Annotated in this window: 23 protein-coding genes and 1 pseudogene; 4 read left to right on the top strand and 20 right to left on the bottom strand. The window is 75.0% G+C overall.

Going from position 1 to position 23,970, the window contains the following annotated elements; all coding sequences use genetic code 11:
• Positions 1 to 105: 105 nt before the first annotated feature.
• A complete protein-coding gene (locus tag ACTVZO_RS19250) occupies positions 106 to 1,191 on the bottom strand; it encodes a hypothetical protein (protein ID WP_443299570.1) in 1,086 nt (361 codons plus the stop codon).
• A gap of 202 nt (positions 1,192 to 1,393) precedes the next feature.
• Between ACTVZO_RS19250 and ACTVZO_RS19245 the strand changes: the two genes are divergently transcribed.
• The 3 genes from ACTVZO_RS19245 to ACTVZO_RS19235 all read left to right on the top strand — a co-directional run bounded on the left by ACTVZO_RS19245 (position 1,394) and on the right by ACTVZO_RS19235 (position 4,479).
• A complete protein-coding gene (locus ACTVZO_RS19245) occupies positions 1,394 to 2,497 on the top strand; it encodes a glycosyltransferase family 39 protein (RefSeq protein ID WP_443299569.1) in 1,104 nt (367 codons plus the stop codon).
• Between the two features lie 77 nt (positions 2,498 to 2,574).
• The gene (locus ACTVZO_RS19240; RefSeq protein WP_443299568.1) at positions 2,575 to 3,774 is read left to right on the top strand and encodes a glycosyltransferase; all 1,200 of its coding nucleotides are present in this window, start codon (positions 2,575 to 2,577) and stop codon (positions 3,772 to 3,774) included.
• A gap of 33 nt (positions 3,775 to 3,807) precedes the next feature.
• The gene (locus ACTVZO_RS19235; RefSeq protein WP_443299567.1) at positions 3,808 to 4,479 is read left to right on the top strand and encodes a polysaccharide deacetylase family protein; all 672 of its coding nucleotides are present in this window, start codon (positions 3,808 to 3,810) and stop codon (positions 4,477 to 4,479) included.
• Here ACTVZO_RS19235 and ACTVZO_RS19230 read toward each other — a convergent pair.
• Positions 4,476 to 5,237 carry an SDR family NAD(P)-dependent oxidoreductase gene (locus ACTVZO_RS19230; RefSeq protein ID WP_443299566.1) on the bottom strand — a complete coding sequence of 254 codons (762 nt, stop codon included), beginning with the start codon at positions 5,235 to 5,237 and terminating at the stop codon, positions 4,476 to 4,478. The two genes, ACTVZO_RS19235 and ACTVZO_RS19230, sit on opposite strands and share 4 nt — an antisense overlap.
• 55 nt (positions 5,238 to 5,292) lie before the next feature.
• Positions 5,293 to 5,628 (bottom strand): YnfA family protein, encoded by a 336-nt coding sequence (locus ACTVZO_RS19225; protein WP_443299565.1) that lies wholly within the window; start codon positions 5,626 to 5,628, stop codon positions 5,293 to 5,295.
• Between the two features lie 142 nt (positions 5,629 to 5,770).
• Here ACTVZO_RS19225 and ACTVZO_RS19220 point away from each other — a divergent pair, with 142 nt between their 5' ends.
• Complete coding sequence (locus ACTVZO_RS19220) at positions 5,771 to 6,262, top strand: hypothetical protein (RefSeq protein ID WP_443299564.1); 492 nt, start codon at positions 5,771 to 5,773, stop codon at positions 6,260 to 6,262.
• Here the strand turns inward: ACTVZO_RS19220 and ACTVZO_RS19215 are convergent.
• The 17 genes and pseudogenes from ACTVZO_RS19215 to ACTVZO_RS19135 all read right to left on the bottom strand — a co-directional run bounded on the left by ACTVZO_RS19215 (position 6,250) and on the right by ACTVZO_RS19135 (position 23,953).
• Positions 6,250 to 7,815 (bottom strand): FAD-dependent oxidoreductase, encoded by a 1,566-nt coding sequence (locus ACTVZO_RS19215; RefSeq protein WP_443299563.1) that lies wholly within the window; start codon positions 7,813 to 7,815, stop codon positions 6,250 to 6,252. The genes ACTVZO_RS19220 and ACTVZO_RS19215 overlap by 13 nt on opposite strands.
• A gap of 56 nt (positions 7,816 to 7,871) precedes the next feature.
• Positions 7,872 to 8,615 carry a Mut7-C RNAse domain-containing protein gene (locus ACTVZO_RS19210; protein WP_443299562.1) on the bottom strand — a complete coding sequence of 248 codons (744 nt, stop codon included), beginning with the start codon at positions 8,613 to 8,615 and terminating at the stop codon, positions 7,872 to 7,874.
• 78 nt (positions 8,616 to 8,693) lie between these two features.
• Positions 8,694 to 9,233 carry a GNAT family N-acetyltransferase gene (locus ACTVZO_RS19205; protein ID WP_443299561.1) on the bottom strand — a complete coding sequence of 180 codons (540 nt, stop codon included), beginning with the start codon at positions 9,231 to 9,233 and terminating at the stop codon, positions 8,694 to 8,696.
• 104 nt (positions 9,234 to 9,337) lie between these two features.
• Positions 9,338 to 10,741 carry an MGMT family protein gene (locus ACTVZO_RS19200; protein WP_443299560.1) on the bottom strand — a complete coding sequence of 468 codons (1,404 nt, stop codon included), beginning with the start codon at positions 10,739 to 10,741 and terminating at the stop codon, positions 9,338 to 9,340.
• Positions 10,742 to 10,808: 67 nt separating this feature from the next.
• Entirely contained in the window at positions 10,809 to 11,957 is a 1,149-nt protein-coding gene (locus tag ACTVZO_RS19195) for an NADase-type glycan-binding domain-containing protein (protein WP_443303221.1), read from the bottom strand.
• Positions 11,958 to 13,229: 1,272 nt separating this feature from the next.
• A pseudogene (locus ACTVZO_RS19190) lies at positions 13,230 to 13,295 on the bottom strand (zinc-ribbon domain-containing protein); the annotation flags it as partial.
• A gap of 5 nt (positions 13,296 to 13,300) precedes the next feature.
• On the bottom strand, positions 13,301 to 13,873 hold the full coding sequence (locus ACTVZO_RS19185) for a phage tail protein (protein ID WP_443299559.1): 573 nt from the start codon (positions 13,871 to 13,873) through the stop codon (positions 13,301 to 13,303).
• On the bottom strand, positions 13,870 to 15,855 hold the full coding sequence (locus tag ACTVZO_RS19180; RefSeq protein WP_443299558.1) for a putative baseplate assembly protein: 1,986 nt from the start codon (positions 15,853 to 15,855) through the stop codon (positions 13,870 to 13,872). Before ACTVZO_RS19180 ends, ACTVZO_RS19185 begins: the two co-directional genes overlap by 4 nt.
• Positions 15,855 to 16,277 carry a GPW/gp25 family protein gene (locus tag ACTVZO_RS19175; protein WP_030722541.1) on the bottom strand — a complete coding sequence of 141 codons (423 nt, stop codon included), beginning with the start codon at positions 16,275 to 16,277 and terminating at the stop codon, positions 15,855 to 15,857. Before ACTVZO_RS19175 ends, ACTVZO_RS19180 begins: the two co-directional genes overlap by 1 nt.
• Complete coding sequence (locus ACTVZO_RS19170; RefSeq protein ID WP_443299557.1) at positions 16,277 to 16,594, bottom strand: PAAR domain-containing protein; 318 nt, start codon at positions 16,592 to 16,594, stop codon at positions 16,277 to 16,279. Before ACTVZO_RS19170 ends, ACTVZO_RS19175 begins: the two co-directional genes overlap by 1 nt.
• A gap of 76 nt (positions 16,595 to 16,670) precedes the next feature.
• On the bottom strand, positions 16,671 to 18,488 hold the full coding sequence (locus tag ACTVZO_RS19165) for a VgrG-related protein (protein ID WP_443299556.1): 1,818 nt from the start codon (positions 18,486 to 18,488) through the stop codon (positions 16,671 to 16,673).
• A complete protein-coding gene (locus ACTVZO_RS19160; RefSeq protein WP_443299555.1) occupies positions 18,485 to 19,213 on the bottom strand; it encodes a CIS tube protein in 729 nt (242 codons plus the stop codon). Before ACTVZO_RS19160 ends, ACTVZO_RS19165 begins: the two co-directional genes overlap by 4 nt.
• Positions 19,214 to 19,300: 87 nt before the next feature.
• Positions 19,301 to 19,726 carry a phage tail protein gene (locus ACTVZO_RS19155; RefSeq protein WP_030664136.1) on the bottom strand — a complete coding sequence of 142 codons (426 nt, stop codon included), beginning with the start codon at positions 19,724 to 19,726 and terminating at the stop codon, positions 19,301 to 19,303.
• A gap of 43 nt (positions 19,727 to 19,769) precedes the next feature.
• Positions 19,770 to 22,847 (bottom strand): hypothetical protein, encoded by a 3,078-nt coding sequence (locus ACTVZO_RS19150; RefSeq protein WP_443299554.1) that lies wholly within the window; start codon positions 22,845 to 22,847, stop codon positions 19,770 to 19,772.
• A 4-nt stretch (positions 22,848 to 22,851) separates the two neighbouring features.
• Positions 22,852 to 23,010 (bottom strand): DUF6760 family protein, encoded by a 159-nt coding sequence (locus ACTVZO_RS19145; RefSeq protein WP_167739575.1) that lies wholly within the window; start codon positions 23,008 to 23,010, stop codon positions 22,852 to 22,854.
• The gene (locus tag ACTVZO_RS19140) at positions 23,007 to 23,516 is read right to left on the bottom strand and encodes a hypothetical protein (RefSeq protein WP_443299553.1); all 510 of its coding nucleotides are present in this window, start codon (positions 23,514 to 23,516) and stop codon (positions 23,007 to 23,009) included. The genes ACTVZO_RS19145 and ACTVZO_RS19140 overlap by 4 nt, the downstream gene beginning before the upstream one ends.
• The gene (locus ACTVZO_RS19135; RefSeq protein ID WP_030388073.1) at positions 23,513 to 23,953 is read right to left on the bottom strand and encodes a phage tail protein; all 441 of its coding nucleotides are present in this window, start codon (positions 23,951 to 23,953) and stop codon (positions 23,513 to 23,515) included. Before ACTVZO_RS19135 ends, ACTVZO_RS19140 begins: the two co-directional genes overlap by 4 nt.
• Between the last annotated feature and the right edge of the window lie 17 nt (positions 23,954 to 23,970).

Raw genomic sequence — 23,970 nt, 5'->3', positions numbered from 1 at the left:
TTCGCTCGACTTCACCCGTACGGGTCCGCAGGGCGACGCACGCACGTGTGCCGTGCTCCGGATGGGCCCGGGCACGGCACGTGTGGTCCATCGGGGTTTGCGGGGTCAGGGGTGCATGTCGAGCTTTGACGGGCCCTTGTCGGGCTTGGGGGGTGCGCTCACGCCGGGCCTGAGGGGTGCGCCCTGGGTGAGGAGGACGGATCCCGGCTGCGGGAGGGCCGCGGTCCAGACGCGGGTGGGCGGGCATACGAGCAGGTCCGGCTCACCGCGGTCCACGTCGCACGCGGTTTCCCATACCTGTCCGCCCGTGGTGACCACCTCGACGTTGATCCGGTTGGAGGTCTCCACGATCGAGATGCTGCAGGGATCGGCCGGGTAGGTCGTGGACTGGGAGCTGAGGTCGTACCAGGTGTAGGCGGGTTGGACGCCCGGCTCCGGGCGGTTGTCGGCGTTGAAGTCGTACACGCCCGCCCATGCGGTGCCGTCGGGGGTCAGGACGGCCTTGTACTTGACCTCCGCCTCGTCCCAGGAGGTGGAGCTGTCGACGCAGGGGCCGGCGGGGCCGACCGCACCCGTGGCGCCGGTTGCGCCCGTGGCGCCGGTGGTGCCTGTTGCTCCCGTGGTGCCGGTCGCGCCCGTGGCTCCTGTGGCGCCGGTGGTTTCTGTTGCTCCCGTAGCGCCCGTGGCTCCTGCGACGCCCGTGGCTCCTGCGATGCCCGTGGCTCCCGCGGCGCCCGTGGCCCCGGTCGGGCCCGTATCCCCGGTGGCGCCCGTTGCTCCGTCGAGGCCGGTGGCGCCCGTGGCTCCGGTTGCTCCGTCGAGGCCGGTGGCTCCTGTTGCTCCTGGGGCTCCCGTGGCTCCGGTGGCGCCCGCCGGACCCGCCGGACCCGCCGGGCCGGGCTTGCCTTTGCAGTCGCCCTTGTCGTGGTGGTCCGCGCCGAAGCCCATGACGCCCGGGCCGTCCTCGGGGCGGTCCGGGCGGTCCGAGCCCTTGCCCTCGTGGCACTTGTCGCCGCCCGCCGTGCCGACCGGCACCGGCCCGGCGGGCAGCGGTCTTTCCGCGATGGCCAGCGCGGGGTTGGCGAAGCCGAGCATCACGATCGCCAGTGATGCCAAGGCCCCGCCGGCGACCCACCTGCCCTGCCGCGGAAGCGGGCCCATGCGGGACGGCGTCCCTTTCTCCGGACTCATCTGCGTCGTCCTCCTCGTGGAACCGGATGGATGGAAACGTGTGGACTTCGACCGGGATCTTTGGGGCAAGGAGGGCGAAACGGCGGAAGGCGCGAAGGCTGATCATCACATCGGATTGACGCGCGGAGCCGATCAGGCGAATGCCCGGGGCACGGTCCGTGGCCAGCCCCGGGCGGCGCCGCGACGGCGCTATGACTGGTCCGTGACGACTCTGATCCGTCCTGCCCGGAACGCGGAGGCCCGGCCCGGGGAAAGGGGGCGACGACGCCTTCCCGGAGCGCGATCAGGGCTGTGGCTGTGGCCCGCGGCGGTCACCCTGACCGTCGTGGTCGTCGGGATCGACGGCCCCCAGCTGGGCACCGACGAGCTGGTCACCTGGGACGTCGGCCGGCGCGGCACGGGCCGGATCCTGGCCCTGGTGCAGGACGTCGACGCCGTGCACGCCGCGTACTACCTCCTGATGCACGGTTGGATGGCCGTCTTCGGCGACTCGCACCTCGCCCTTCGCCTGCCCTCGGCGCTGGCCATGAGCGGCGCGGCGGCGTGCGTGGCGCTGATCGGGGCCCGGCTCTTCGGCCGGCGCGCGGGTCTGTGCGGCGGGCTGCTCTTCGCGCTGGTCCCCGCAGTGAGCCGGTTCGGCCAGGAGGCCCGCGGCTACGCGCTGGTGGTCCTGGCCGCGACCCCGGCCACGTACCTGCTGCTGCGGGCGCTGGACAGGCCGCGGAGCGGGTGGCGCTGGGCGGTGGCGGCGGGTGCGGGGCTGGCGGTGGCCACCCGGCCGTCGTCCCGCGCTTCCGAGCCTTCCGAGCCTTCCGGGGCGTCCCGGTCGTCCTGGCTGCCGGTCGCGGTGGGGCTGGCCGTACTCGCGCTCCTCGTGCTCCCCGACCAGAGCAGGATGCGGGGTGCCTTCGAGCACGACGTCCCGCACGCCGCGGACTACGCGGGCGCCGCGCGGATGATCGAGAAGTACCACCGGCCGGGGGACGCCGTGGTCTACGTCCGGGGTGCGCCCTGGATGCTCGACCAGGGGGTCCGGTACTACCTCCGGCGGGACCTGAGCCTGCCGGAGGTGTTCCTCGCGGCGACGGCGTCCGAGAACGCCGAGCTGTACCCGACCCATTGCGGCCGTCCGGAGGCGTGCCTGAAGGGCGAGGGCCGGATCTGGGTGGTGGTGCCGGGCAACGGTCCGGATGCGCTGGAGGCGGTTCCGGCGCCCCAGGCCAGGGCGCTGCGCGCGCGGTACACCACCTACGGGTCGGAGCACCTCAGCGGTCTGACCGTCGCGCTGCTGCAGCGCAAGCCGTAGCCCCGAAGCCTCCTTCCCTGCCTTCTCTCTTCCCTCCTTTCCCTTCTTTCCTCTTCACGCACAGAGATGGATGGGCTGTGACATCAACGGTCTGCCTGAACATGATCGTCAAGGACGAGGCCCCGGTCATCCGGCGCTGCCTCGAATCCGTACGCCCGCTGATCGACAGCTGGGTCATTGTGGACACGGGGTCGACGGACGGCACGCAGGACGTCATCCGCGAGGTGCTCGGAGATCTGCCCGGCGCTCTGCACGAGAGCCCGTTCAAGGGGTTCGACGCGAGCCGCAGCGAGGCGATCGACCTCGCGATGGCCCGTGGTGACGCGGACTACCTGCTGTTCATCGACGCCGACGACCTGATGGAGGTGGCGCCGGGCTTCCGCATGCAGCCGCTGACCCATGACGCGTACCGGGTCGCGCTGCACGACGGGCCGATCATCCACTGGCGTCCGGCGCTGGTCTCCACGCGGCTGCCGTGGCGCTACGTCGGGATCCTGCACGAGTACGTCGAGTGCGGGCAGCCGTACGGCCTCGGGACGCTCGTGGGTGCCAACATCCTCTCGGTGGGCGGCGGGGCGCGGCTGCGGGAGGACGGCCAGCGGAAGAAGTACCTGCGCGATGCCGAGCTGCTCCAGCAGGGGCTGGTCAGGGAGCCCGGCAACGCGCGCTACGTCTTCTACCTCGCGCAGAGCTGGCGGGACGCGGGAGAGCCCGAGAAGTCGCTCGAGGCGTACGACCGGCGGGCGGTCATGGGGGGTTTCGCCGAGGAGGTGTTCTGCGCCCGGTTGTACGCGGCGCGGCTCGCGGTGGAGGTGGGCCGGCCGTCGGGCGAGGTGGTGGACCGGTTCCTGGGGGCGCACGAGAGCCGGCCTTCGCGAGCGGAGGCGCTGGGCGACCTGGCCCGTCTGTGCCGTGTCAACGGGCAGCGCTGGCCGCTGGCGTACATGTTCGCGCGGCAGGCGGTGCGGATCCCGTATCCGGGTGACGTGCTGTTCGTGGAGTTCGACTGGTACGAGTGGCGGGCCCTGGACGAGCTGGCGGTGGCCGCGTACTGGGTCGGCGAGTACGAGGAGTCGGCGCGGTGCGCGGAACGGCTGCTGGCGGAGGGCAAGCTGCCGGCGGGTGAGCGGGAGCGGGTGACCCGCAATCTGGAATTCGCCCGCGGCAGGCTCGCCGAGCCCGGGAGGCCCGGCGAGCCCGGGAGGCCCGGCGAGCCCGGGAGGCCCGGCGAGCCCGGCCGGCTCGGCGTGCAGGATCTCGTGCAAGTGGGGGGTTGACGGAGGGAGTTGGTCTAGACCAGGGTGTGCGGCATGTGGAGATCTCGTGTGCTTGTCGCCGCGCTCGCGTCGATGTCGCTCGCCCTCGGGGCCGCCGGGTCCGCGCACGCGCGGGTGGGGCTGCCGCCCGTCGTGAACCATGTGCCGACGCAGGAGAAGGTCGTCTTCATCACCATCGACGACGGCTGGAACCACGATCCGGAGGCCGCCCGCATCCTGCTGGAGAAGCGGGTGCCGGTGTCGCTGTTCCTGCTCCCGGGGGCGACCTCGTACGACACGGAGTACTTCACCCGGCTCACCGGGGAGGGGCGGGCCAGTGTGGAGAACCACACGGTCAACCACCCGGACCTGACGACGCTCGACGCGGCCGGCAAGGACGCCGAGGTGTGCGGGGCCGGGGAGCGGCTCGAGGCGGCCTTCGGGCGGGCGCCGAAGCTGCTGCGGCCGCCGTACGGGGCGGTGAACGACGAGGTGCGGCTCGCGGCCAAGGCGTGCGGGGTGAAGGCGCTGGTGACGTGGACGCACGACGTCACCACCTGGGGCGAGACGCCGCCGACGCCGCGGCTCGAGCGCGGTGACATCGTGTTGCTGCACTTCACGCCGACGCTGGCGGCGGACCTCCAGCGGGCGCTGGACGCGGCGAAGGCCGCCGGGCTGAAGCCGGCGGCCCTGATGCCGCACCTGAAGTCGGCGGGAGTGCTCTAGAGCTCGCGGTGGACCTTGGTGTTCGAGGCCTGGGCGCGGGGCCGGACGACCAGGAGGTCGATGTTGACGTGGCTGGGGCGGGTCACGGCCCAGGTGACGGTGTCGGCCACGTCGTCGGCGGAGAGGGGCTCCGCGACGCCCGCGTACACCTTGGCGGCCTTCTCGGTGTCGCCGCGGAAGCGGGTGGTCGCGAACTCCTCGGTCTTGACCATGCCTGGGGCGATCTCGATGACGCGGACGGGCCGGCCGACGATCTCCAGGCGGAGGGTCTCGGCGAGGACGCGGGCGCCGTTCTTGGCGGCGACGTAGCCGGCGCCGCCCTCGTACGTGGAGTGGCCGGCGGTGGAGGACAGGACGACCACCGTGCCGTCGCCGGAGGCGGTGAGCGCCGGCAGCAGGGCCTGGGTGACGTTGAGCGTGCCGATGACGTTGACCTCGTACATCGTGCGCCAGTCGGCGGGGTCGCCGGTGGCGACGGGCTCGGCGCCGAGGGCGCCGCCCGCGTTGTTGACCAGGACGTCGCAGCGCTCCAGGGCGCATGCGAGGGCGTCGACGGCGGGCCGGTCGGTGACGTCGAGGGCGTGGGCGGTGGCCTGGTGGCCGGCCGCGGTGAGCTCGGCGGCGAGCGCCTCGATGCGGTCCTTGCGGCGGGCGGTGAGGACCACGTGGTAGCCGGCCGCGGCGAGCTGCCGGGCGGTGGCGGCGCCGATGCCGCTGCTCGCTCCGGTGACGACGGCGGTTTTGGTGGCCGTGCTCATGTGCGGGGCTCCTCGTTCGTTCGTACGGGCGATTACCCGCCAGCATAGGTCGGGCTCAGCGGCCGCGCGGAACGTACATGATCACGGCCATGCCGACGAGGCAGACGAGCGCGCCGACGATGTCCCAGCGGTCGGGCCGGTAGCCGTCGGCGACCGCACCCCAGACGAGGGATCCGGCGACGAAGACCCCGCCGTAGGCGGCGAGGACGCGGGCGAAGTCGCCTTGGGGCTGGAGGGTGGCGACGAATCCGTACAGGCCGAGGGCGATGACCCCGACGCCGATCCAGGCCCAGCCCCTGTGCTCGCGGACGCCTTGCCAGACGAGCCACGCGCCGCCGATTTCGAGGAGGGCGGCGAGGGTGAAGAGGGCTGCGGAGCGTGCGATGAGCATGGCTGGAAGCGTACGGGGCGGTGGGGTCCGGGGCGGCGGGGCGTGGGGCGGGCGAATGGCGGGATGGCCCGCCCTCATTCGTGTGATGGTCCGACCGGTTGGGCCGGGTGGTGGTTAGCGTCCGCGCGTGGAGGTGGTGGCGATGCGCCGTGTTGCCGTACGGAGTGTGGTGCTGGCAGGGCTGCTGGCGTTCGGTGGGGCGGTGCCCGCGGGCGCGGCCCCGGTGGGCGCGGGGCCGGTGGGGTCGGGGCCGGAGGCCGACGTGGCGTACCACGGGCGGGTTTCCCTGGCCCGCGGCCAGTTGCGGATCTGGCTGGTCCCGCAGAACGAGGGGCCTTCGGCGCTGCCCAACACGACGGTGCGGGTGCGGCTCTCGGCCGATCTCGCGGACCGGCAGGAGCTGTCGGAGGGCTGCGCGCGGGTCGGGCCGCGGGAGGTGGTGTGCGAGACCGGGCCGCTGCCGTTGCGCGGGCGCGGCCGGCACATCGGGCTGCTGCTGGAGCTGCGGGAGCGGGCGCCGGAGGTGGTGGTGCGGGTCGACACCTGGTGGAACGGTGGAGCGACGGACCGGAACCACGCGAACAACGAGCACGTGGTGCTGGCACTGGACACCGGGGACGCCTACGCCTTCTGACCGGGGCCTGCGGGGCCTGCGGGGCCTGCGGTACGGGTGGCAGGTGCGGTGGGCAGGAGCCAGGCGGCCACGGCCGCCGCGAGTTCGGTGTCGGCGGCCCGGGGCGCGCTCCAGGCGACGTACCCGTCGGGGCGGACGAGGACGCAGTCGGTGCGGGCGGCGGTACGTCCCTGCGCGCGCCAGTGGACGTGGGTGAGCGGGGCTCCGGGCGGGGTGGGCCGGCCGGGCGGGGTGATCAGGACGAAGCCGCCGGTGCGCAGGGCCTCGTAGAGCCGCTGTCCGTGCGGGCCGGGTTCGAGGGCGAGGTCGGGGGCCCGCCGGCCGGCGGGGCGGCGGGCGCCGGACGGGGGCGGGTAGGCGAGCCCGATGCCGGAGACGAGGCCGAGGGCGCGGTCCTGGGCGGGGCCGACGCGCGGGAGGACGGCGGCGCCGAGGCTGCGGGCGGTGCGGCGCAGGGGGCCGGTGGCCATGACGGCGCGGACCAGGGTGCCGCTGATGCGCAGGACGAGGCGGCCGACGGGGTGGCGTTCGCGGTGGTAGCTGTCGAGGAGGGCCTCGGGGTCGGGGGTGCGGCCGTGGAGGACGGCGGCGAGCTTCCAGGAGAGGTTGGCGGCGTCCTGGAGGCCGGTGTTCATGCCGAGGCCGCCGGCGGGGGAGTGGACGTGCGCGGCGTCGCCGGCGAGGAAGACGCGGCCGGAGCGGTAGTGGGGGACCTGGCGTTCGTCGCTGTGGAAGCGGGACATCCAGCGGGCGTCGTGCATGCCGTGGTCGGTGCCCAGCGCGGTGCGCAGGATGGTGCGCAGTTCGTCGAGGCCGACGGGGTCGTCGTCCTGGGCGCGGCCGTCGCGGTGCCAGCCGATGGCGCGGTACCAGCCGTCGCCGAAGGGGACGAGGAAGCCGAAGGCGCCGGCGTTGCCGTTGACGGCGAGGAGGTCCTGGGGAGGGTCGGTCAGCCGGACGTCGGCGAGGATCATGGAGCGGACGACGGCCTGGCCGGGGAAGGGCAGGCCGAGGGCGGTGCGGATGGTGGAGCGGACGCCGTCGGTGCCGACGGCGTGGCGGGCGTGGAGCGTGGTGCGGGCGCCGTCGGTGGTGCGCCGCAGGTAGAGGGTGACGGTGTCCCGGTCCTGGCTCAGTCCGATGAGCTCACTGTCATATCGGATGTCCGTGCCTGTGGACAGCGCGCGGCGCTCGAGCAGTTTCTCTGTCTCATATTGAGGGGTGATGAGCACGAACGGGTAGCGGGTGCTCAGTCGTTGAAGGGAGACGGGCATGCCTCCGAAGGGGCTCAGGCGGTCGATCCGCCGGCCGGTGGAGACGAGTGCGTCGGCGAGGCCGCGCGCGTCGAGCAGTTCGAGCGTGCGGGCGTGCACGGCGAAGGCGCGGGTGAGGTTGGCGGCGGTGCGCGGGCGGCGTTCGACGAGGGTGACGGAGAGTCCGGCGGCGGCGAGGTCACCGGCGAGGAGCAGCCCGGTGGGCCCGGCGCCGACCACGACGACGTCGATGGTGTCCTCTGCGTGCTGCGCGTCCTCTGTGCCCAGTGCGGCGGTCATGCCTCGGCAGTCTGCCAGCCGCGGGCCTCCGGGGCGCGGTGTCGCGCCGCCCTGTGTCAGACGGTCCCCGAATCGGCGGTGCCGAATTCGAGGAGCGCCTCGTCGACGATCCGCTCCAGGCGGGCGTGGTGGGCGCCGCGCCAGTAGACGCGCTCGCAGTCGGTGCACTCGGCGAAGACTTCGTAGGAGCGGTGCGTGCCGTGTTCCAGGCGGTCGCCGACGCTCTCCTTGTCGGCTTCGCGGAGCGGGCCGTTGCAGGCGGTGCAGCGGGTCCACGGCGCGAGGGCGGGAGCGAACCGGCCGAGGATGTCGCGCAGTTGGTCCTCGGGGTTGTCGCTGTAGACGTACGCGCCGGCGAAGATCTCGCGGCGGCGCAGCAGTCCGCGGTCGCGGGAGAGCAGGACGCGCCGCTCGGCGGCGGAGCGGGTGGCGAGGGCCGGGTCGCCGATGTCCTCGTTCTCGTAGGCGGCGTCGACGCCGAGCAGGCGCAGGCGGCGGGCGAGGGTGCCGAGGTGCACGTCGAGGAGGAAGCGCAGCGGCGCGCCGGGGACCGGCTGGGGGCGGTCGACTCCGAACACCTCGACGGACTGGCCGTCTTGGGGCACGTAGGAGACGGGCACCTCGCGGCCGTCGACGAGGATGCGGCCGACTTCGGTGAGCGGGACGCCGGCCGATTCGACGACGTGTCCGAGGCTGGAGGCGCCGTCGGTCGCGGTCGGTACGCGGTCGGCGCGCCGGCTGGGCGCGGCGAAGAGGCGCAGTTCGGGGGCGAGGGTGAGCTGAATGCCGGGTCCGTTCACCCTGTCAGCATGCCACTGCGGGGGCGGCGGATGCCGCGAATTACGAGGTCGCGGCGGTCCGGGCCGCCCGCGGGCGGATCATCGCGGGGGAGTGGGGGGAGCCGGGGTGACGGGTTGGAGGCGGTAGCGCCAGTCGAAGCTGGGGTGGGGGACCCCGGGCGGGTACTCGAAGGCGACCTCGCCGAGGCATTCGAAGCCCGCACGGCGGCAGACCGCGTTCGAGGCCGCGTGGTCGGTGCCGGGGAAGGCGTGGACGGTGTCGCGCGTGCCGTGGGTCCGGGCGTAGGCCAGGACCTCCGTCACCGCGGCCACGGCCAGCCCGCGGCCCTGGAACTCGGGCAGCACGCCCCAGCCGGACTCGTACACCGGCTCGCCCTGCCACTCCCGCTCCCAGAAGCCGACGCTCCCGACGCTCTCCCCGGTGGCCTCCAGCACCACGCGGAACATCCGACCGGCCGCGGGCTCCCGCGCGCTCAGGGCCTCGTACCGCCGCTGTCGGTCGAGCAGCTTCGCGGCCGTCTCCGGCCCGCCCAGGTACCGGGTCATGGCGGTCTCGTTCTTGCGCTCCAGCAGCCAGAAGTCGCCGGCGGCCCAGGGGGTCAGCAGTACGGATTCCATGCGTCAAGGCTGCCAGACGCCGGGTGCCCGGTGCCCGGTGCCGGGCGTCCGGTGCCGGGTGCCGGGGTGTGGGATGCCGGGGCGTGGGGTGCCGGGGCTCGGGCTCAGTCCTCGGCCAGGCGCTGGAGCTCCGGCACGGACAGGCGGGCGGACGGTGCGGCGATGCCCGCGCTCAGCGGCACGCCCTCGGCCGTCAGGAGGGCTTCGGGGGTGTCGGTCCGGGTGCCGTCCGGCCACCGGAACCGGGCGCTGACCCTGCCCTTCGCGTTGAGGACCCGCCACGCGTTCGTGCAGCGGTCGCAGGTGGCCAAGTGGGTGCCGACGGGTACGGCATGGCTTCCGATGAGGGCCGCGAGGTCGCCGTAGGTGGTCCAGCGTCCTGCGGGCAGCCTGTCCAGCAGGGTGTGCAGGCCGGTCCAGTCCCGGCCCGCGCCCTCGACCTGGTGCGCCAGGTCGACCAGGGTCAGCCCGGCCAGGGCGGCCCACTCGTCCGCGTCCACGTCCTCGGGGGTGTGGGCGGGGTCGATCTCCCACCAGGTCGTGCCCTGGATGCCGTCGGGGGAGCGGCCCGTCACGGTGCGGAAGATGTGCTCGGCCAGGCCGGTCGGGGTGTAGACGAGCCCGTCGGCCTCCCAGGTCAGCGGCTTGGCCTTGGTGTTGGTCCAGACGGCGGTGCCGCGCCCGGCCGCCTGGCCCGCCCAGTCGGAGATCCGGGCCCGCAGCTCTGCCGGGCCCCCGCCGCTTCGGGGGACCAGCCTGAGCCTGGTCCCGTCGGGCAGCAGCCCCGCGTCCACCAGGACGTGCACGCGGTTGCGTGACCGTGAGCGCTCCTGCAGGGTCTGGGCGACGGCGCCGGACTCGCTTCGGGCCGGGGCGAGGGTGAACTCCTCGACCTCCGGGACCGGGTAGACCTTCGTGAACCCGGCGACGAGCTGCCCCGCCACCTTCCACATGCTCACCTGGACGAGATCGATGTCGAGGTTCATCTCGGAGAGCCACACCACGGTGTGCGTGACCTGCTTGGGAAAACCGCCGGCGATGATCACCTGGCGGGGCCGCCGCAGCAGTTCGGGCCGCAGCTCCCCGCCGACGTGATCGCGCAGCACCTGCCGGCACTCCTCCAGCCCCAGGCTCTGCCCGCGCGCCGCGAGGAAGTCGCGGTGGGCCTGGGCCAGGGTGTCCAGGCTGAACCGCGAGACGAGCGCCGCGTACGTGATGGCCTGGAGGTGGACGTCCCGGTCGGCCATGCCGCGCTTGAGCTCCGCGACGACCAGCTGGCCGGTCGAGTCCAGCCCGAGCACGTCCAGCCGGTCGCGCGCCGGTATCCCGTCGGTGTCGGCCCAGCGGTCGTACTCCGAGGTGACGACGAGTACCGACTCCCCCAGGACCTGCGGGTTCCCGATCACCCACTCCTGCAGGTGGCGGCGCTCGTACAGGCTCTCGGCGGCCAGGTCGGTCCGAGCCGCGGGCTCGGCCGACTGGCCGGTGACGGTGAGCAGGTGGTCCACGGATCCCCCTCCGCGATGCGCTTGCGCGTGCGTGTGCCGTGGGCGGGAGTCTAGGTCAGTCAGCCGGTCAGCTCCGCTGGAAGAACTCCACTTCCGCCAGGGCGACATGGCGGTCCGGGGCCAGGCCGGCGGGGGCGTCGAGGGTCAGGCGGACCGTGGTGACGTCGCTGATGCCGGTGGTGAACGTCTGCGGGCCGGGCTTGTCGCTCAGGGTGAGCTTCTTGTTGACCTTGCGGCCGTCCCGGTCCGTCACCTCCATGTCGATCTGGAGGGCCCGGCCCTGCTTCGCGTAGTCCTCCGGGGAGGTCGAGGCGCCGTTGGTGATGATCACGGCGACCAGGCGGAACGGTTTGCCGAAGGTGTACGTCACCGAGGCGCCGGGGCCGGGCGCGGCCCAGTAGCGGTTGCTGAGCCCGTCCGTGGCGTGGCCCACCGGGTGCCCGGGCAGGTCGGCGCTCGCCTCGGCGCGGGTGGCGGTCACCGCCTTGGCCTTGCCGAGCTTGTCCAGGGTGTCCTGGACCAGGTGGCGGCCGGCGGGCAGCAGGAGGAAGCCGCCCGCGCACAGGGCCAGTACGACGGCCAGGACCACCAGGAACCGCACCAGCCGGCCGGAGCCGGCGCGGGTGCGGCGGCGCAGCGGCCAGACCGTGCGCCACCAGGGCAGGGGGGCGGGCGCGGCGGCCGGCTTGAGCGGAGCCGCGCAGCGGCGGCAGAAGCGGCGGTCGGGCGGGTTGGGCGTACCGCAGGCCGGGCACGGCACCCCGGCCACGACGTCGCTCACCGCGGCGGGCCGCACGACGGGGCGCGGCGCGACGGGCTTCGCGGGCTGAACGGGGGCCGGGGCCGGGGCCGGGGTCGGTGCCGCGGGGACGCTTGGGGCGACGGGGCCGGGGGAGGCCGTGGCGGGTTCGGAGGACGGCCGGGCCACTGGCTGCGCCTGCGTCCCACCCGCCTCTTGCCCGTCCCGGCTGTCGCCGCCGTCTGCCGGTGCCTGTGGCGCATCGCCCTCGGGCACGGCCGCGGGGGACTGCCGACGCAGCCAGGGCAGCCGCAGGCCCGCGCGGGCGGGCGGAGCCGTCGGCTCGGCGCCGGGCAGACCGACCGGGGCTGACTCCGGGGCGGCCCGTCGGCGCGACCAGCGCAGCCGCAGCCCTGCGCGGGCGCCCGGAGCCTCCGCCTCCGCCGCCCCGTCGACCCCCTCCGGCTGCGCCGCCACAGGGCCCGTACCCGCTGGGTCTACGCCTTCCCGGGCCATGCCCGCTCGGGAGTTGCCCTCCCGGGCGGGGACCGCCTGGGGGTTGCTTGCTCGGGCTGCGCCGTCCTGAGCCGTTCCAGCTTGGGCGGTGGCTTCGCGCGGTGTGCCCTGGTGGGGCACGGCCCCTTGGGCCGCAGCCTCCTGGGCTATGCCCGTCGGGGCCGCGGCGCGCCTGGCTGCGCCTGCCCGGGTATTGCCTTCCGGGGCGGGGGCCGTGCCGCCATGAGCCGTTCCTGCTTGGGCGGTGGCTTCGTGGGGCATGGCCCCTCGGGACGCAGCCTCCTGGGCTGCGCCTGGTTGGGCCGCGCTGTCCTGGGCTGCGCCTGCCTGAGCGGTGGTTTCCCGGGCTGTGTCCGTGTGGGGCCTGCCCTGTTGGGCCGTGCTTTCCCGGGGCGTGGCCCCTTCGGGCGTGCCTTCGCGGGCGGGGCCCGGTTGGGCGCTGTCCGTCCGAGCCGTGCCTGTGTGGGGCGTGCCCCCCTGGGGCGTGCCTTCCCGGGTGGGGCCGGATCGGGCTGAGCCCTCCCGTGCCGGGGTCGCTTGGGACGTGCCTTCCCCGGCCGTGCCGGTCTGGGACGCGCCTGTTGGGGTCCCGCTGGCTTGGGTTAGGCCGGCGTGGGCGCGGTCCGTCCAGGCCGGGCGTGTATGTGTCGGGGTAGCTGGGGGCGTGCCGTGTTGGGCTGCGGACTCCCCGGGCGTGGCCCCTTGAGCCGCCCGGGCGGAACCCGCTTGGGCCGTGTCGTGGCGGGCGGTGCCTAGGTGGGCTGACCCTTCCGAGGGCGGGCCGGACTGTGCCGTGGTCCCTTCGGTCGTGCCGTGTTGGGCTGAGCCCTCCCCGGGCGCGGCCCCTTGGGGCGTGCCCGCGTGGGCAGAGCCTTCCCGGGGCGGGCCGGACTGTGCCGTGGTCGCTTCGGTCGTGCCGTGTTGGGCTGAGCCCTCCCCGGGCGCGGCCCCTTGGGGCGTGGTCTGTTGGGCCCCGGTTGTGTCTGCCCGGGCGGTGCCCGTCTGGGCCGGGCCCGCGTGGGCAGAGCCTTCCCGGGGCGTGGTCCCTTGGGGCGTGCCCTCTCGGGGCGTGGCCTCTCCGGTCGTGTCCGGCTGGGCGGGGGCCTGTTGGGCTCGGGCCGCCTGGGCCGCCTGGGCCGCCTGGGTCTGGCCCGTGTCGGGTGTGTCCGTGTCGGGGGTTGGGTGGGGTGTGGCTGAGCCCGGTGGGGTGGGGTCCGACCAGCCCAGGTAGGCGCCGCAGTTGGGGCAGAAGGATTCCGTGGGGGAGTTGGAGGCTCCGCATACCGGGCACGCGCGCATGGCCGTCACCTTTCCTCGCCTTCGGGCGGTCCCGGCAGGACCTCCACCCGGCAGACCGTGTGGACGGGGCACAGGGTGCGGATCAGGGCGTGGACGCGGTCCGCGTCCACCGGGTGCGCTCCGCCGTCGTGGAGCGGCCAGACCCGGATCAGGACTTCCTGCGGGGGCGCGGGCGGCAGGTCGGCGCCCGGTGTGCGGGACCAGGTGGCCGCGCCGTCGCCGCTGACCTCGGCGGATACGCCCAGGATCAGCCGCAGGGCCTCGGTCAGGCCGCGCCGGGTGCCGCGCCACCGGTGCAGTTCGACCGCGCGGGCCACCGCCTCGCGCCGCAGCTCCAGCGGCCACCGCGGGTCGTCGACGCCGCCGACCCAGGTGGCCAGCCAGGGCAGGAAGTCGGCCGGGGCCAGCCGGGGGTCGAAGTAGGCGGGCAGGTTGTCGAGGACCGAGAACACCGGGGCCAGGACCGTGTCCAGGCCCGCCGTGAACCGCTGGGCGAAGTCGTCGTCGGCGTACAGCGCGGGCAGCTGTTCCCCGATCGGGTGCCGGCTGGGCAGGCCCGGGACGGCGGCCCGGCTCATCCGCGCACCCCCGGCCCCGGCCCCGGCTCCGGCTCCGGCTCCGTGACGACCACCTGGTGCTGGTACGAGAAGACGAGCGCGCCAGGACCGAGGTCGATGCGGTCGACCGGGGCCCCGCGCCGGCCCGTGATCGGGTCGGCGGCGAACATCCGGATCTCCTCCACCAGCACGTCCCCGATGGCGCGTTGCAGTACGCCGAACACCTCGCCGTACTGCACGGGCCGCCCGAACGGCCAGCCGGCGCCGTCCGGTCCGCCGCGCAGCGGGTTGAGGTGGCGGAACAGCGCGGCGAGCGCCGCCTCGCGCACCCGGTCGGCGTCCCCGGCGGGCGCCGACAGCCGGGCGACGACGGTGACGCCCTGGTAGACGGGTGGTTCCACGACGAGCCGGGTGCCGATCAGGCGGCGTTCGTCGAGGGTGCGGGTGATGGCGGTGAGCACCTGGTCGGAGGGGATCAGCTGCTCGAAGCGGAGCCGGTCGTCGCCCTCGTCGGCCACCGCGTCCGGCACCACCAGGACCCGTACCGCGCCCGGGCCGCCGCCGTCCCGGTCGGGCAGGCAGCGGACCCGGCGCACCGAGGGCGCCGCCTGACGGGCGATGATCTCGTAGTCCTCGGCGGTCACCGCGCGCTCCTGCATGCGCAGCGTCTCCGGCGCCCGCAGCTTGGCGTTGTCGATCGTCTCCCCGGCGACGCCGCCGCGCGCCGCCTCCCGGTTGGCGACGCGCGCGACGTACGGGACGGAGCTGCGCAGTACGGAGATCGCCCCGCGGGAGACGTTGCCCGCCGGGCCGCCCCCGGTGCGGTAGCGGGCCACCCGGACCTGGGAGCCCTTGGGCGGTACGGCGCCGCAGGGGCGCAGGGTGCCGTCGGCTTCGCGGAGCACCGGCGGGAACGCGAACTCGCCGGTGGTGGCATTGACGCGCACGTGCCGGTCCTCGGGCCGCGAGCGGCCGAAGTGGTCCACGACGTCCCAGCGCTGCCACCCCTCGGGGGAGGACACCTCCACGACCGGGGGCTCCCCGTCGAGGAGTACGGGCGGGCGGCCGAGCCGGAAGGTCTGTCCCGCCACGCCCTCGGACGCGCCGAGGGGTACGTCGGCCACGCGCTCGGCGTGTTCGACGGTCATCGTGCCGCCGACGGTGAAGACGGAGGCCTCGCGCACGGTCGGTGACTCGGAGTAGAACGGCTGGCCGGGCTCCGGTTCGGTGACCCGGCAGCGCAGCCAGCCCGCGCGGGTCCCGCTGATCAGGGCGGCGGCGTGGCCGGCAGGCACGTACACGATGACCTCGCCGGGCCGGTTCAGGCCGCCGGTGCTGTCGGAGTCGGTCTCGCAGCGCTGCCACCGGGCGCCGTCCCACGCCTCCCACACCAGCGGGGGCTGGCGCGGGTCGACGCCGACGCCCTCGACGCGGCTGTCGAGGCGTACCGCGACCACGCAGCGCGGCACGGCGGTCGGGAGGCCGAACAGCAGCGCGTCGCCGGGTTCGGGCGTCGCCTGGAAGCACGGGATGTCGCGGCCCTCGGCGAGCGCGCCGGTCCGGTCGGTCAGGTCGCCGGTGCGGGGCGCGGTGACCAGGCGTGTCAACTCGCTGGGCAGGATGCGCAGATCGTCGGTGGTGGCGAAGACCACGGCCTCCTCGGTCTCGCCGGCGGCGGTGGTCACCTCGGTGCCCGCGGGCAGGGTCACCGTGTCGGGCTGCGGAGCCGACAGCCAGAAGTCGACGTCGGCGAGGGCGGCCGAAGGGGGGTACAGCTGGATGCCCAACAGGTCGAGGAACGCCAGGTAGTTCTTGTCCGGGACCCGGTTCAGCCGGTACAGCAGCTGGTCGACGAGGTAGGCGAAGGTCTCGATCAGGGTGACGCCCGGATCGGAGACGTTGTGGTCGGTCCACTCCGGGGCGCGCTGCTGCACGTACCGCTTCGCCTCGTCGACGAGCTGCTGGAACCGTCGGTCGTCCAGGTTGGGGGAGGGCAGGGCCATCAGTCCGCGACCATTTCCTCGGCCCCCTCCTCGGAGGGGATCGTGTAGAAGGGGAAGACCAGGTTGCGCCGGTCGTTGGTGGTGCGCACCGTGTAGTGCACATCGATGTAGAGGGTGCCCGCCTCGACGGAGTCGAAGGCCACGACGACCTCGTCCACCGCGATCCGGGGCTCCCACCGCTCCAGCGCCTCGCGCACCTGCTGGGCGACGCGCCCGGCGGTGTCGCCGTCGCCGGGGGCGAAGACGTACTCGTGGATGCCGCAGCCGAATTCGGGCCGCATCGGCCGCTCGCCGGGCGCGGTGCCCAGCACGAGGCGGATGGCCTCCTCCAGTTCCCGCTCCCGCTCGACCATGGCGATCCCGCCGGTCGGGCCGACGCGGAGCGGGAAGGCCCAGCCGCGGCCGATGAACCGTTCGCTCATCACGCGCCTCCGATCAGGACGTTGGGGGCGCCGGTCAGGACCATGGCGCCGCACGCGGTCTGATCGCGCGCCCGGGCGGCGGGCAGCCCGCCGATGAGCACGGCTCCCGCGGTGAGGGCGGCCGGGTTGGGCATGATCACGTTGGCCGGTCCCATGGCCGCGTGCGGCGGGACGACGCAGACGTGCAGGCTGCCCACGACGGCGGCGGGCCGGCCGCCGATCAGCACCGTCGCGACCGCCGCGGCGGCGCCGGGCGGCGGCGTGGCGAGCCGGCCACCGTGGTTGGTGGGGTCGCCGGTACGGGCTGCGGCTGGCATCGGGTGCTCCTCGGGAAGGCGGTCGTACGGTCGTGGTACGGGGTCGGGGTCGGGGTACGCGGTGGGGGGGGGACTGTCAGTTGATCCGGATGAGCCGGGCCTTGAGCACGGCGAGCAGGCCGCCGTTGACGGTGACGTCCGTGGTGCCGTTCACCTTCACCGACCGGCCGCCGATGCTGACCCCGGCCGTGCCGTCGATGTCGACCTGCCGGCCGGAGACCTTCACGGTGCCCTTCCCGGCGTCCAGCGTGATGCCGGTCTTGTCCAGGAGGACCGAGGTCAGGGGGCGGCCCCGCCCGGCGTACACGGTGAGCTCGATCCGGTCGCGGCGGTCGTCCATGCGTACTTCGAGCCGCTCGTCCCCGGTGACCAGCCGCAGCCCGGAGGGGCCCGGGGCGGCCGCGTCCAGCAGCTCCACGCGGTGGCCCGAACGCGACACCACCGAGCGGCGGTTGACCTTGCCACTGGTCTTGTCGATCAGCGGCACGTCGTGCGGCGAGGGCTGGTCCACGCCGTTGTAGAGCCCGCCGAGGACGTACGGGCTGTCGAGGAGCCCCTGCTCGAAGCCGACCAGCACCTCGTCGTTGACCTCGGGGCTCACCACGCCGCCGCCGCCCTTGCCGCCCCACTGGACGGTGCGCACCCAGTCGGTGACGTAGGTGTCGTCGAGCCAGGGGAACTTCAGGCGGACCGCGCCGCGTTGGGAGCCGTTCGGCTCGCGGACGTCCGTCACCACGCCGATGGCGAGCCCGGGGATGCGAGGCCCGCGTCCCGGCGCGTTGGCGCCGGTCACCAGGCCGGTCAGGGAGCGGTCCGGGCTGGCGCTGACCCACACGGTGGTGCGGTAGCCGCCGTGCGGCTCCAGGACGTGCTGCACGGCGGTGGCGGTGTACCGTCCGGAGAAGGCCTGCCCCACGTTGCCGAGCGCCACCGGCTTGCCCGCGCGCAGCAGCGGGTTCCCCTCGGCCACCGCCTCCAGTTCGCCGAAGCCGGCGCTGGTCTGGGCGGCCGCCGCCTTCGCGGCCGCCATCGTCTCGGCCTGCGTGCGGTACGGGGTGTCGGTGACGGCCACGGAGGACTTGCCGAACCGGGCGGCGAGCTGCGGGCCGAGGCCGGGCACGACGGTGTCGCTGACCACGGACGGCTGCTCGGCGATCAGCGGCCGCTTGGTCGTCACGTCCCAGCCGCGCACCTGCACCTTGGAGGCGCCGTCGGCGGCCGACAGCGCGGCGCGCAGGGCGAGGAGGTTGCGACCGTATTCCAGGACCATCGGGTTGCGCGTCGCCGATGTGGACGGGGCGGGCGCACCGGAGGCCTTCACGGGCCGGGTGAACTGGAGCAGCCCCTTGTCGTCGATGCGCACCTGAGCGCCGCTCTCGCCCGCGAGGAACTGCAGGAAGTCCCAGTCGGAGACGTTCGCCTGCGACAACTGCTTGTACGTCACCGGCGCGGCCTCGACCTTCCCGACGGCCAGCCCGGCGCCGGCGGCGACCTTGCGGACGATGGCGGCGGCCGTCATGTTGCGGTACGCCACGACCTTGCGGCCGCGCTGGAGGCGGTGCGCCTTGGAGTAGGCGCGTACGACGGTGAACGAGCCGGTGCGGTCCCGGTCGATCTCCAGGGCCGTGACCTCGCCGTTGAACAGCCGCTCCCGGGCCTGCCCCTTCACCGTCGTCACCGACACCCGCAGCGGGGAGCCGATGGTGATGCCGGTGGCGCGCAGGAACTCGTGGTCGGGGTCGCGGTAGGTGAGCACCGCGGTGTCCGGCAGGCCCACGTTCTCGTCGACCACACAGCTCACCAGCTGCGCGACCCACACCGGCGGCAGTTCGCCGGGTGCCTCCACGATGGGGTCGGCCGCGAACGACCGGCCCCCGGACTCGGATCCGCTCACCGCTGTTCCTCCTCGCCGCCGTCTTCGTCCTGTACGCCCGGCACCACGAGCTCGGTGCCGGGGACCAGCGCCATCGGGTCGTCGATGCCGTTGGCCTCCGCGATGGCCCGCCAGGCCGTCGCGTCCCCGTACTCGCGCCAGGCGAGCATCGCCAGGCTGTCGCCCGCCACCACGATGTGGGTGCTGCGGGCGGTGCGTGAGCCGGAGGTCGGGTTCTGGCCCGGCGGGTCGACGCTCGCCTCCTCGATGGACAGCGAGCAGGTGGCCCGCAGCGGCTTGCCGTCCACGTCGAAGAGCGTGTACGAGATCGACAGGTTCGACAGGACCCCGTCGAACGAGGTCGTCCGTGCGCTGCCCCACTCGAAGCGGACCCAGGGGCTCGCCGGCTTCTTGCGGCCGAGGCTGGCCGGGGTCGGCACGCACGCCTTCATCAGCTTCTCCACCGCCTGCTCCACGGAGTTGTCGTGGGTGGCGGTGGCGTCGAGGAACACGTCCAGGCTCAGGGTGCGCGGACCGCTGCCCACGAACTCGGGCAGCGCCGACTGCCCCGCCATCCGGGACGGGGACCGCCGCCACTCGGTGGTCTTTCCCAGTTGCAGGGTGGAGGGGTTGAACTGGAGGTCGAGCTTCGCGATCGTCCCGCCCGGCTTGGCGCCGACCGAGGTGGGGGGCTCTTTGAGGGTGAGCTGGGCCCTGGCGCGGCTGGCGCGTGCCGATGAGGCCATGGCGTGGGCTCCCTTCCGGAGCGGGGACGGAGAAGCGGACGGGGGGCGGGGCGGGCAGGGCGGGCGGGTGGCGGTGAGGCGCGGGTGTCAGGAGGGCAGCAGGCCCGCGTGGGCGATCTCCAACGTCTCCACCGCCGCGGCGGAGTTGGCGGGGTCGAAGGACGGCCCCTGCCAGCGGACCGGGACGATCCCGAACACCTGCCAGCTGATGATCCGGCTCAGGTCGGGCCGCAGGGCGACGATCTCGCCGTCCTTCGGCTCGACCCGGCGCAGCGTCTCGTCCAGCCAGCGGCCGATCTTCGCGGTGTCGGCGGTCACGGGCCGGGTGAGGGTGATGTTCGACCAGGTCACGCGGCCCGGCAGCTGCCAGGTGAAACCGTTGTTGCCGCCCTCGGCGTAGCTCTCCATCTCGACCTCGGCGCCCATGCCGGAGCAGGTGTGGAAGGCGCCCAGGTCGTTGCCGCCGATCGCCAGCCGGAAGAACACGCTGGTCGCGAAGATGTTGTCCGTCATCGGTCCGTCGTCCGTTTCTCGTTCGTACGTGTGCGCGGCGCGCTCAGCGGCGTCCGTCGAAGGGCCGGCCGGCGCGTTCCCGGCCGCGCCGCAGCTCGGTGCGCAGCAGGCGGGCGACCGGATCGAGCAGTCGGCGGGCCAGGTCGTCCAGGTCGGCGTCGGGGATCTGGGGCGCGGCCGCTTCCTTGCGCTCGTGGCGGCTCGAGGCGGTGGAGCCCGTCTGCGTGCCCGTCGGCGTGCCCGCCTTCGTGCCCGTGGCCGTGGGCGGGCGGCGGTTGCCGCCGCCGGTCGCTGGCGGAGCGGTCTGGACGTTCACCGGGGCGGGGGTGCTCCGGCCGCCGCCCGTGGCGCGCTGCACCGGTGGCGTGCCCGGCGGGAGCGCGGGGCCGGTGACGGGCGGGGGGACGGCGGGCGCCGGTGTCCTGGGCCGCACCACCGGGACGGGCTGCGCAGAGGACGAGGCCGCCGCGGACGGCTGGACCACGAGCGGCGCCGCGTGCGCACCGGTCACGGGCAGGGGCGCGGCCGGGCCACGGCCACGGGCGGTGACGGCCGGGGCGGGCGCCGGGCGCACGGCGTGGACGGGACGCGGGCCGTGGCCCGGGGAGGCGGGGGTACGCGCCGGCCGCGGCCCGTCGGAGGCGCGCTGGACCTGCGGTGGCGCGGCGGACGGGGAGGGCCAGCGTGCCGCGACCACGGGACGGCTCGCCGGACGGGGAGCGGGGGCGGCCGCACTGCCCATGTCGCGGGTGTCGAGGGGCAGGGGCCGCGCCGACAGGAGCTGAAGGGTACGGGGCACGGGCGCGGCCGCGTCGCGGGCGGCGTGCGGCGGCGGGTCGGTGACGGGCCGGGCGACGACGAGCGGGACCGGGCCGCCGGTCCGGCGGGCGGGCGGGGCCGGTGTGCCGGCCCCGGCCGGGAGGTCCGCCGAGGCGGCGGCGGCCCGCTGGACGAGCGGGGTCGCGCCGGCCGGGCCGCCGGACGCGGGAGCCGCGGTGGTGGCCGGTGCGGTGGTGGCGGGGCTCTGCGCGTTGCCCGCGCCCAGCAGGGGGGCGTGGACGGACGAGGGAGCGGGCGCGCGCTGGACGTCGGCGGGGAAGCCGGGCCGCGCGGCGCTCGGCGGCAGCGCGGGCAGCGGAGCACCCAGCCCGCTGCGCACGCGCGGAGCGGAACGTTCCGGGGCCGGGGCCTCGAGGGTCGGCTCCGCCTGGCGCTGGACCGTGGGCATGGCCGGGGCGGGGGCGGGGGCGGAGCTGGTGGTCGTGGTGGTGGCGGGGAGTTCGGTGCGGGGTGTGCCGAGGGGTGCGCGGGTCTGTGCTCCGGCCGGGGTGGGGCTCGGGGTGTCGGCCGTGGGTGCTGCCTGGCGCTGGACCGTGGGCATGGCCGGGGCGGGGGCGGGCGCGGAGCCGGGGGTCGCCGTGGAGCCGGGGGTCGCCGTGGAGCGGGCCGACGGCACTGCGGTGGCGGGCAGTTCGGTGAGGGGTGCGCCGAGCGGAACGCGGGTCTGCGCACGCTGCACGGGCGCCCCGGCGTCGGCCGTGGCTTCCGCCTGGCGCTGGACCACGGGCAGAGCCGGGGCGGAGGCCGCGGCGGGGCCGGGTGTCGCCGGGGAGCCGGCCGACGGAGCGGAGGCGCCCGGGAGTTCGGCCGGCGGGGCGCCGAGCGGGGCGCGGCTCTCCGCACGCTGCACAGGGGTGTCCGGTCCGGGTGTGGCCGTGGCCGGCGCGCGGGTGGGACGTACGACGGACACGCGGCGCCTGGGCGCGGCGGGGACCCGGGCCGCGGTCAGCGCACGGCCGACGGGGCGCGGCCGGACCGCCGTGTGCACGGCCTCGGCGCGGGGCGAGGGGGCGTCGGGGGCGGCCGCCGCCCGCTGGACGGGCGGGGTGGACGCGGCGGATGCCGGGCGGGCCGCCGGGGCGCCGCCTTCGGCGGTCGCGCCGGGGACCACCGCGATACGGCGGATCAGCGGGAAGACCGGCGGCGTCGCCGCCCGGCCGGGTGCGGCGACGGCACCCTCGGCGCGCTGCACGGCGGGAACGGGGGCGCCGAGCACGGCCGGGGAGTGCGTGGACGTCAGCCCACGGCTGCCGGGCGTACCACCGGCCGGTGCCTCCGCACCCGGACCGCCCGCCCGCGCGCCGCCACGGGCGGTGGCACGGGCAACGACCGGACCCGGCGCGGACGGACCCGCGGCCGCACCCGGGACCGGGCCGTGCGGAGCCGAAGCACTCGGACGGGAGCCGGCACGGGCCGACGGCCCGCCGGACGAAGGGGAGCCCGACGAAGGGGAGCCCGACGAAGGGGAGCCCGACGACCGTTCGCCGGACGCGGGGGCCGAGCCGGATGACGAGCCGGAACGGGACGAGGGCCCGCCGGACGAAGGTCCCCCGGACGCGGGGGCCGACCCGGAGGACGAGCCGGTACGGGACGGTGCGCCGCCGGAGGGCCGGGAGCCGGACGACGGCCTGCCGGGCTCGCGGGGTGCGGGCGCGGCGGAGGCCGACGGTGACGTGTCCGCGGACGAGCCGGTGCCGGGCCGGGTCCGGCGGGAGATCTGCGGCGTGTCGCGCTTCGGCGCGGTGGCGGGCTCGCGGGGTGCGGCCGGAGCCGTGGTCCGTACGTGGGTGAGCGGTGCCTCCGCCCCGGGCGCGGGCTCCGCTTCGGTCGGGCGCCGCAGCGCGCGCAGCAGCAGCGGGCCGCCGCCGGAGGCGGAGGCCGGGCCGGGGCGTGCGGCGGCGGGGCGGGCCACCCCGCGTACGAGGCCGGCCGGGGCGGACGGCAGCACGGCGTGGGCCAGCCCGGTGTCGAACGACGGATCGCGCCACGCGGCCAGTCCGGACCGGAAGGCCAGCCCGTCGCTGACGCCCATCGGCGCGCGCGACAAGGTCAGCCGGGGCGCCGTCGTCATGCGCCAGCCGCCGTCCCAGTCGCCCGGCACACCGGCCTGCCCCGCACCGGCCTGCCCCGCACCGGCCTGCCCCGCACCGGCCTGCCCCGCACCGGCCTGCCCCGCACCGGCCGCGCCGCCGGAGGGCGCCGTGTCCGGGGGCGTTGTCCGCCCGTCGGCCGCGGCGTCCGGCACGGCGGCGCGCCGACGCAGCCTGTCCCGCCATGCCATGTGCTCAACCGCCTTCGTTCACACGGGTGTTGATACGAGCTATCTCGGTGACCCACTCCTGTCGCTCGCCGTGGGTCAGGTCGAGGATCTCGTCGCGTTGCCAGTGGAAGTGGTAGGCGATGTACGCGATCTCCTCCCTGAGCCGGGGGAGGGCGTACGTCACGATTCCCCCAGGCGCCCACCGGAGAGGTCGACCTCGAAGCCGCCCTCGCAGTGCGGGCAGGTGACGGCCGCACGGGTGTGGCCCTCGCTGTTGACGCGCCGGTAGAAGTCCTGGAGGAACGCGACGTCGGTCGCGTACATCCGCTCCACGATCCCGGCGTGCACGTCGGTGATCGTGCCCAGCCGGGTGATGACCTGGCTGAGCAGGACCACGCTCAGGTACGCCGGGTTCTCCTTCACCCGCAGGTCGATCTGCGGGCGCAGCTCGTCGCGGGCCGTGGCCAGGCGCATCGAGCCGTGCCGGTGCACGGTGCCCGCCTCGTCCACGTACCCGCGCGGCAGCTCGAACTCGAACTCGGTGCGCAGCCCGTGGTCCTCGCGCGAAGCCGAAGCCGGGGCCGGAGCGGCGGCGGCCGGGGGTACCGCCACCTGCTCCGGGGTCTGGGTGGGCGCCGTGACCTGGAGGATCTCCTCCAGGCTGCCCGCAGTGACCGTACGGCGCCTCATTCGACGATGATCTCCTCGAACACGATGGTCACGGACTCGGTGGCCGCGGCGGACTCGCCCGCCTTCAGGGACGGGCCCTCCCACTTGGAGGCCCAGCCCTGCATCAGCTGGATGCGGCGCACGGTGGCGCCCGTGGAGTCCTTGATCTCGATGGTGAGGTTCTGCCGAGCGGTGTCGACGGCCCCGTTGTTCAGGGTCTCCTTGATCCACTTGGTGAACTCGCTGCTCTTGTCGAGTCCCCGGGTGATCGTGACCTCGCCCGCCTGGCGCGCGCCGGGCTGCTTGCGGATGATCTGCTTGCCCTCCGCGCTGACCTGGCGGACCTCGACGACCTCTTCCTCGACGGTCAGGCCGCTGATCTCCTGGATCGATTCGACCAGGTAGCCGCCGAGCTGTACGCCGAAGATATGGGTGGAAAGAGCATCGCCCTCTGCCATGACTGTCCTTCACCTTT

This window comes from Streptomyces sp. IBSNAI002, from assembly GCF_052244475.1.
Lineage (GTDB): Bacteria > Actinomycetota > Actinomycetes > Streptomycetales > Streptomycetaceae > Streptomyces.
Note: the sequence above shows the minus strand (reverse complement) of the source record. Positions and strands in the feature narration are given on the sequence as shown.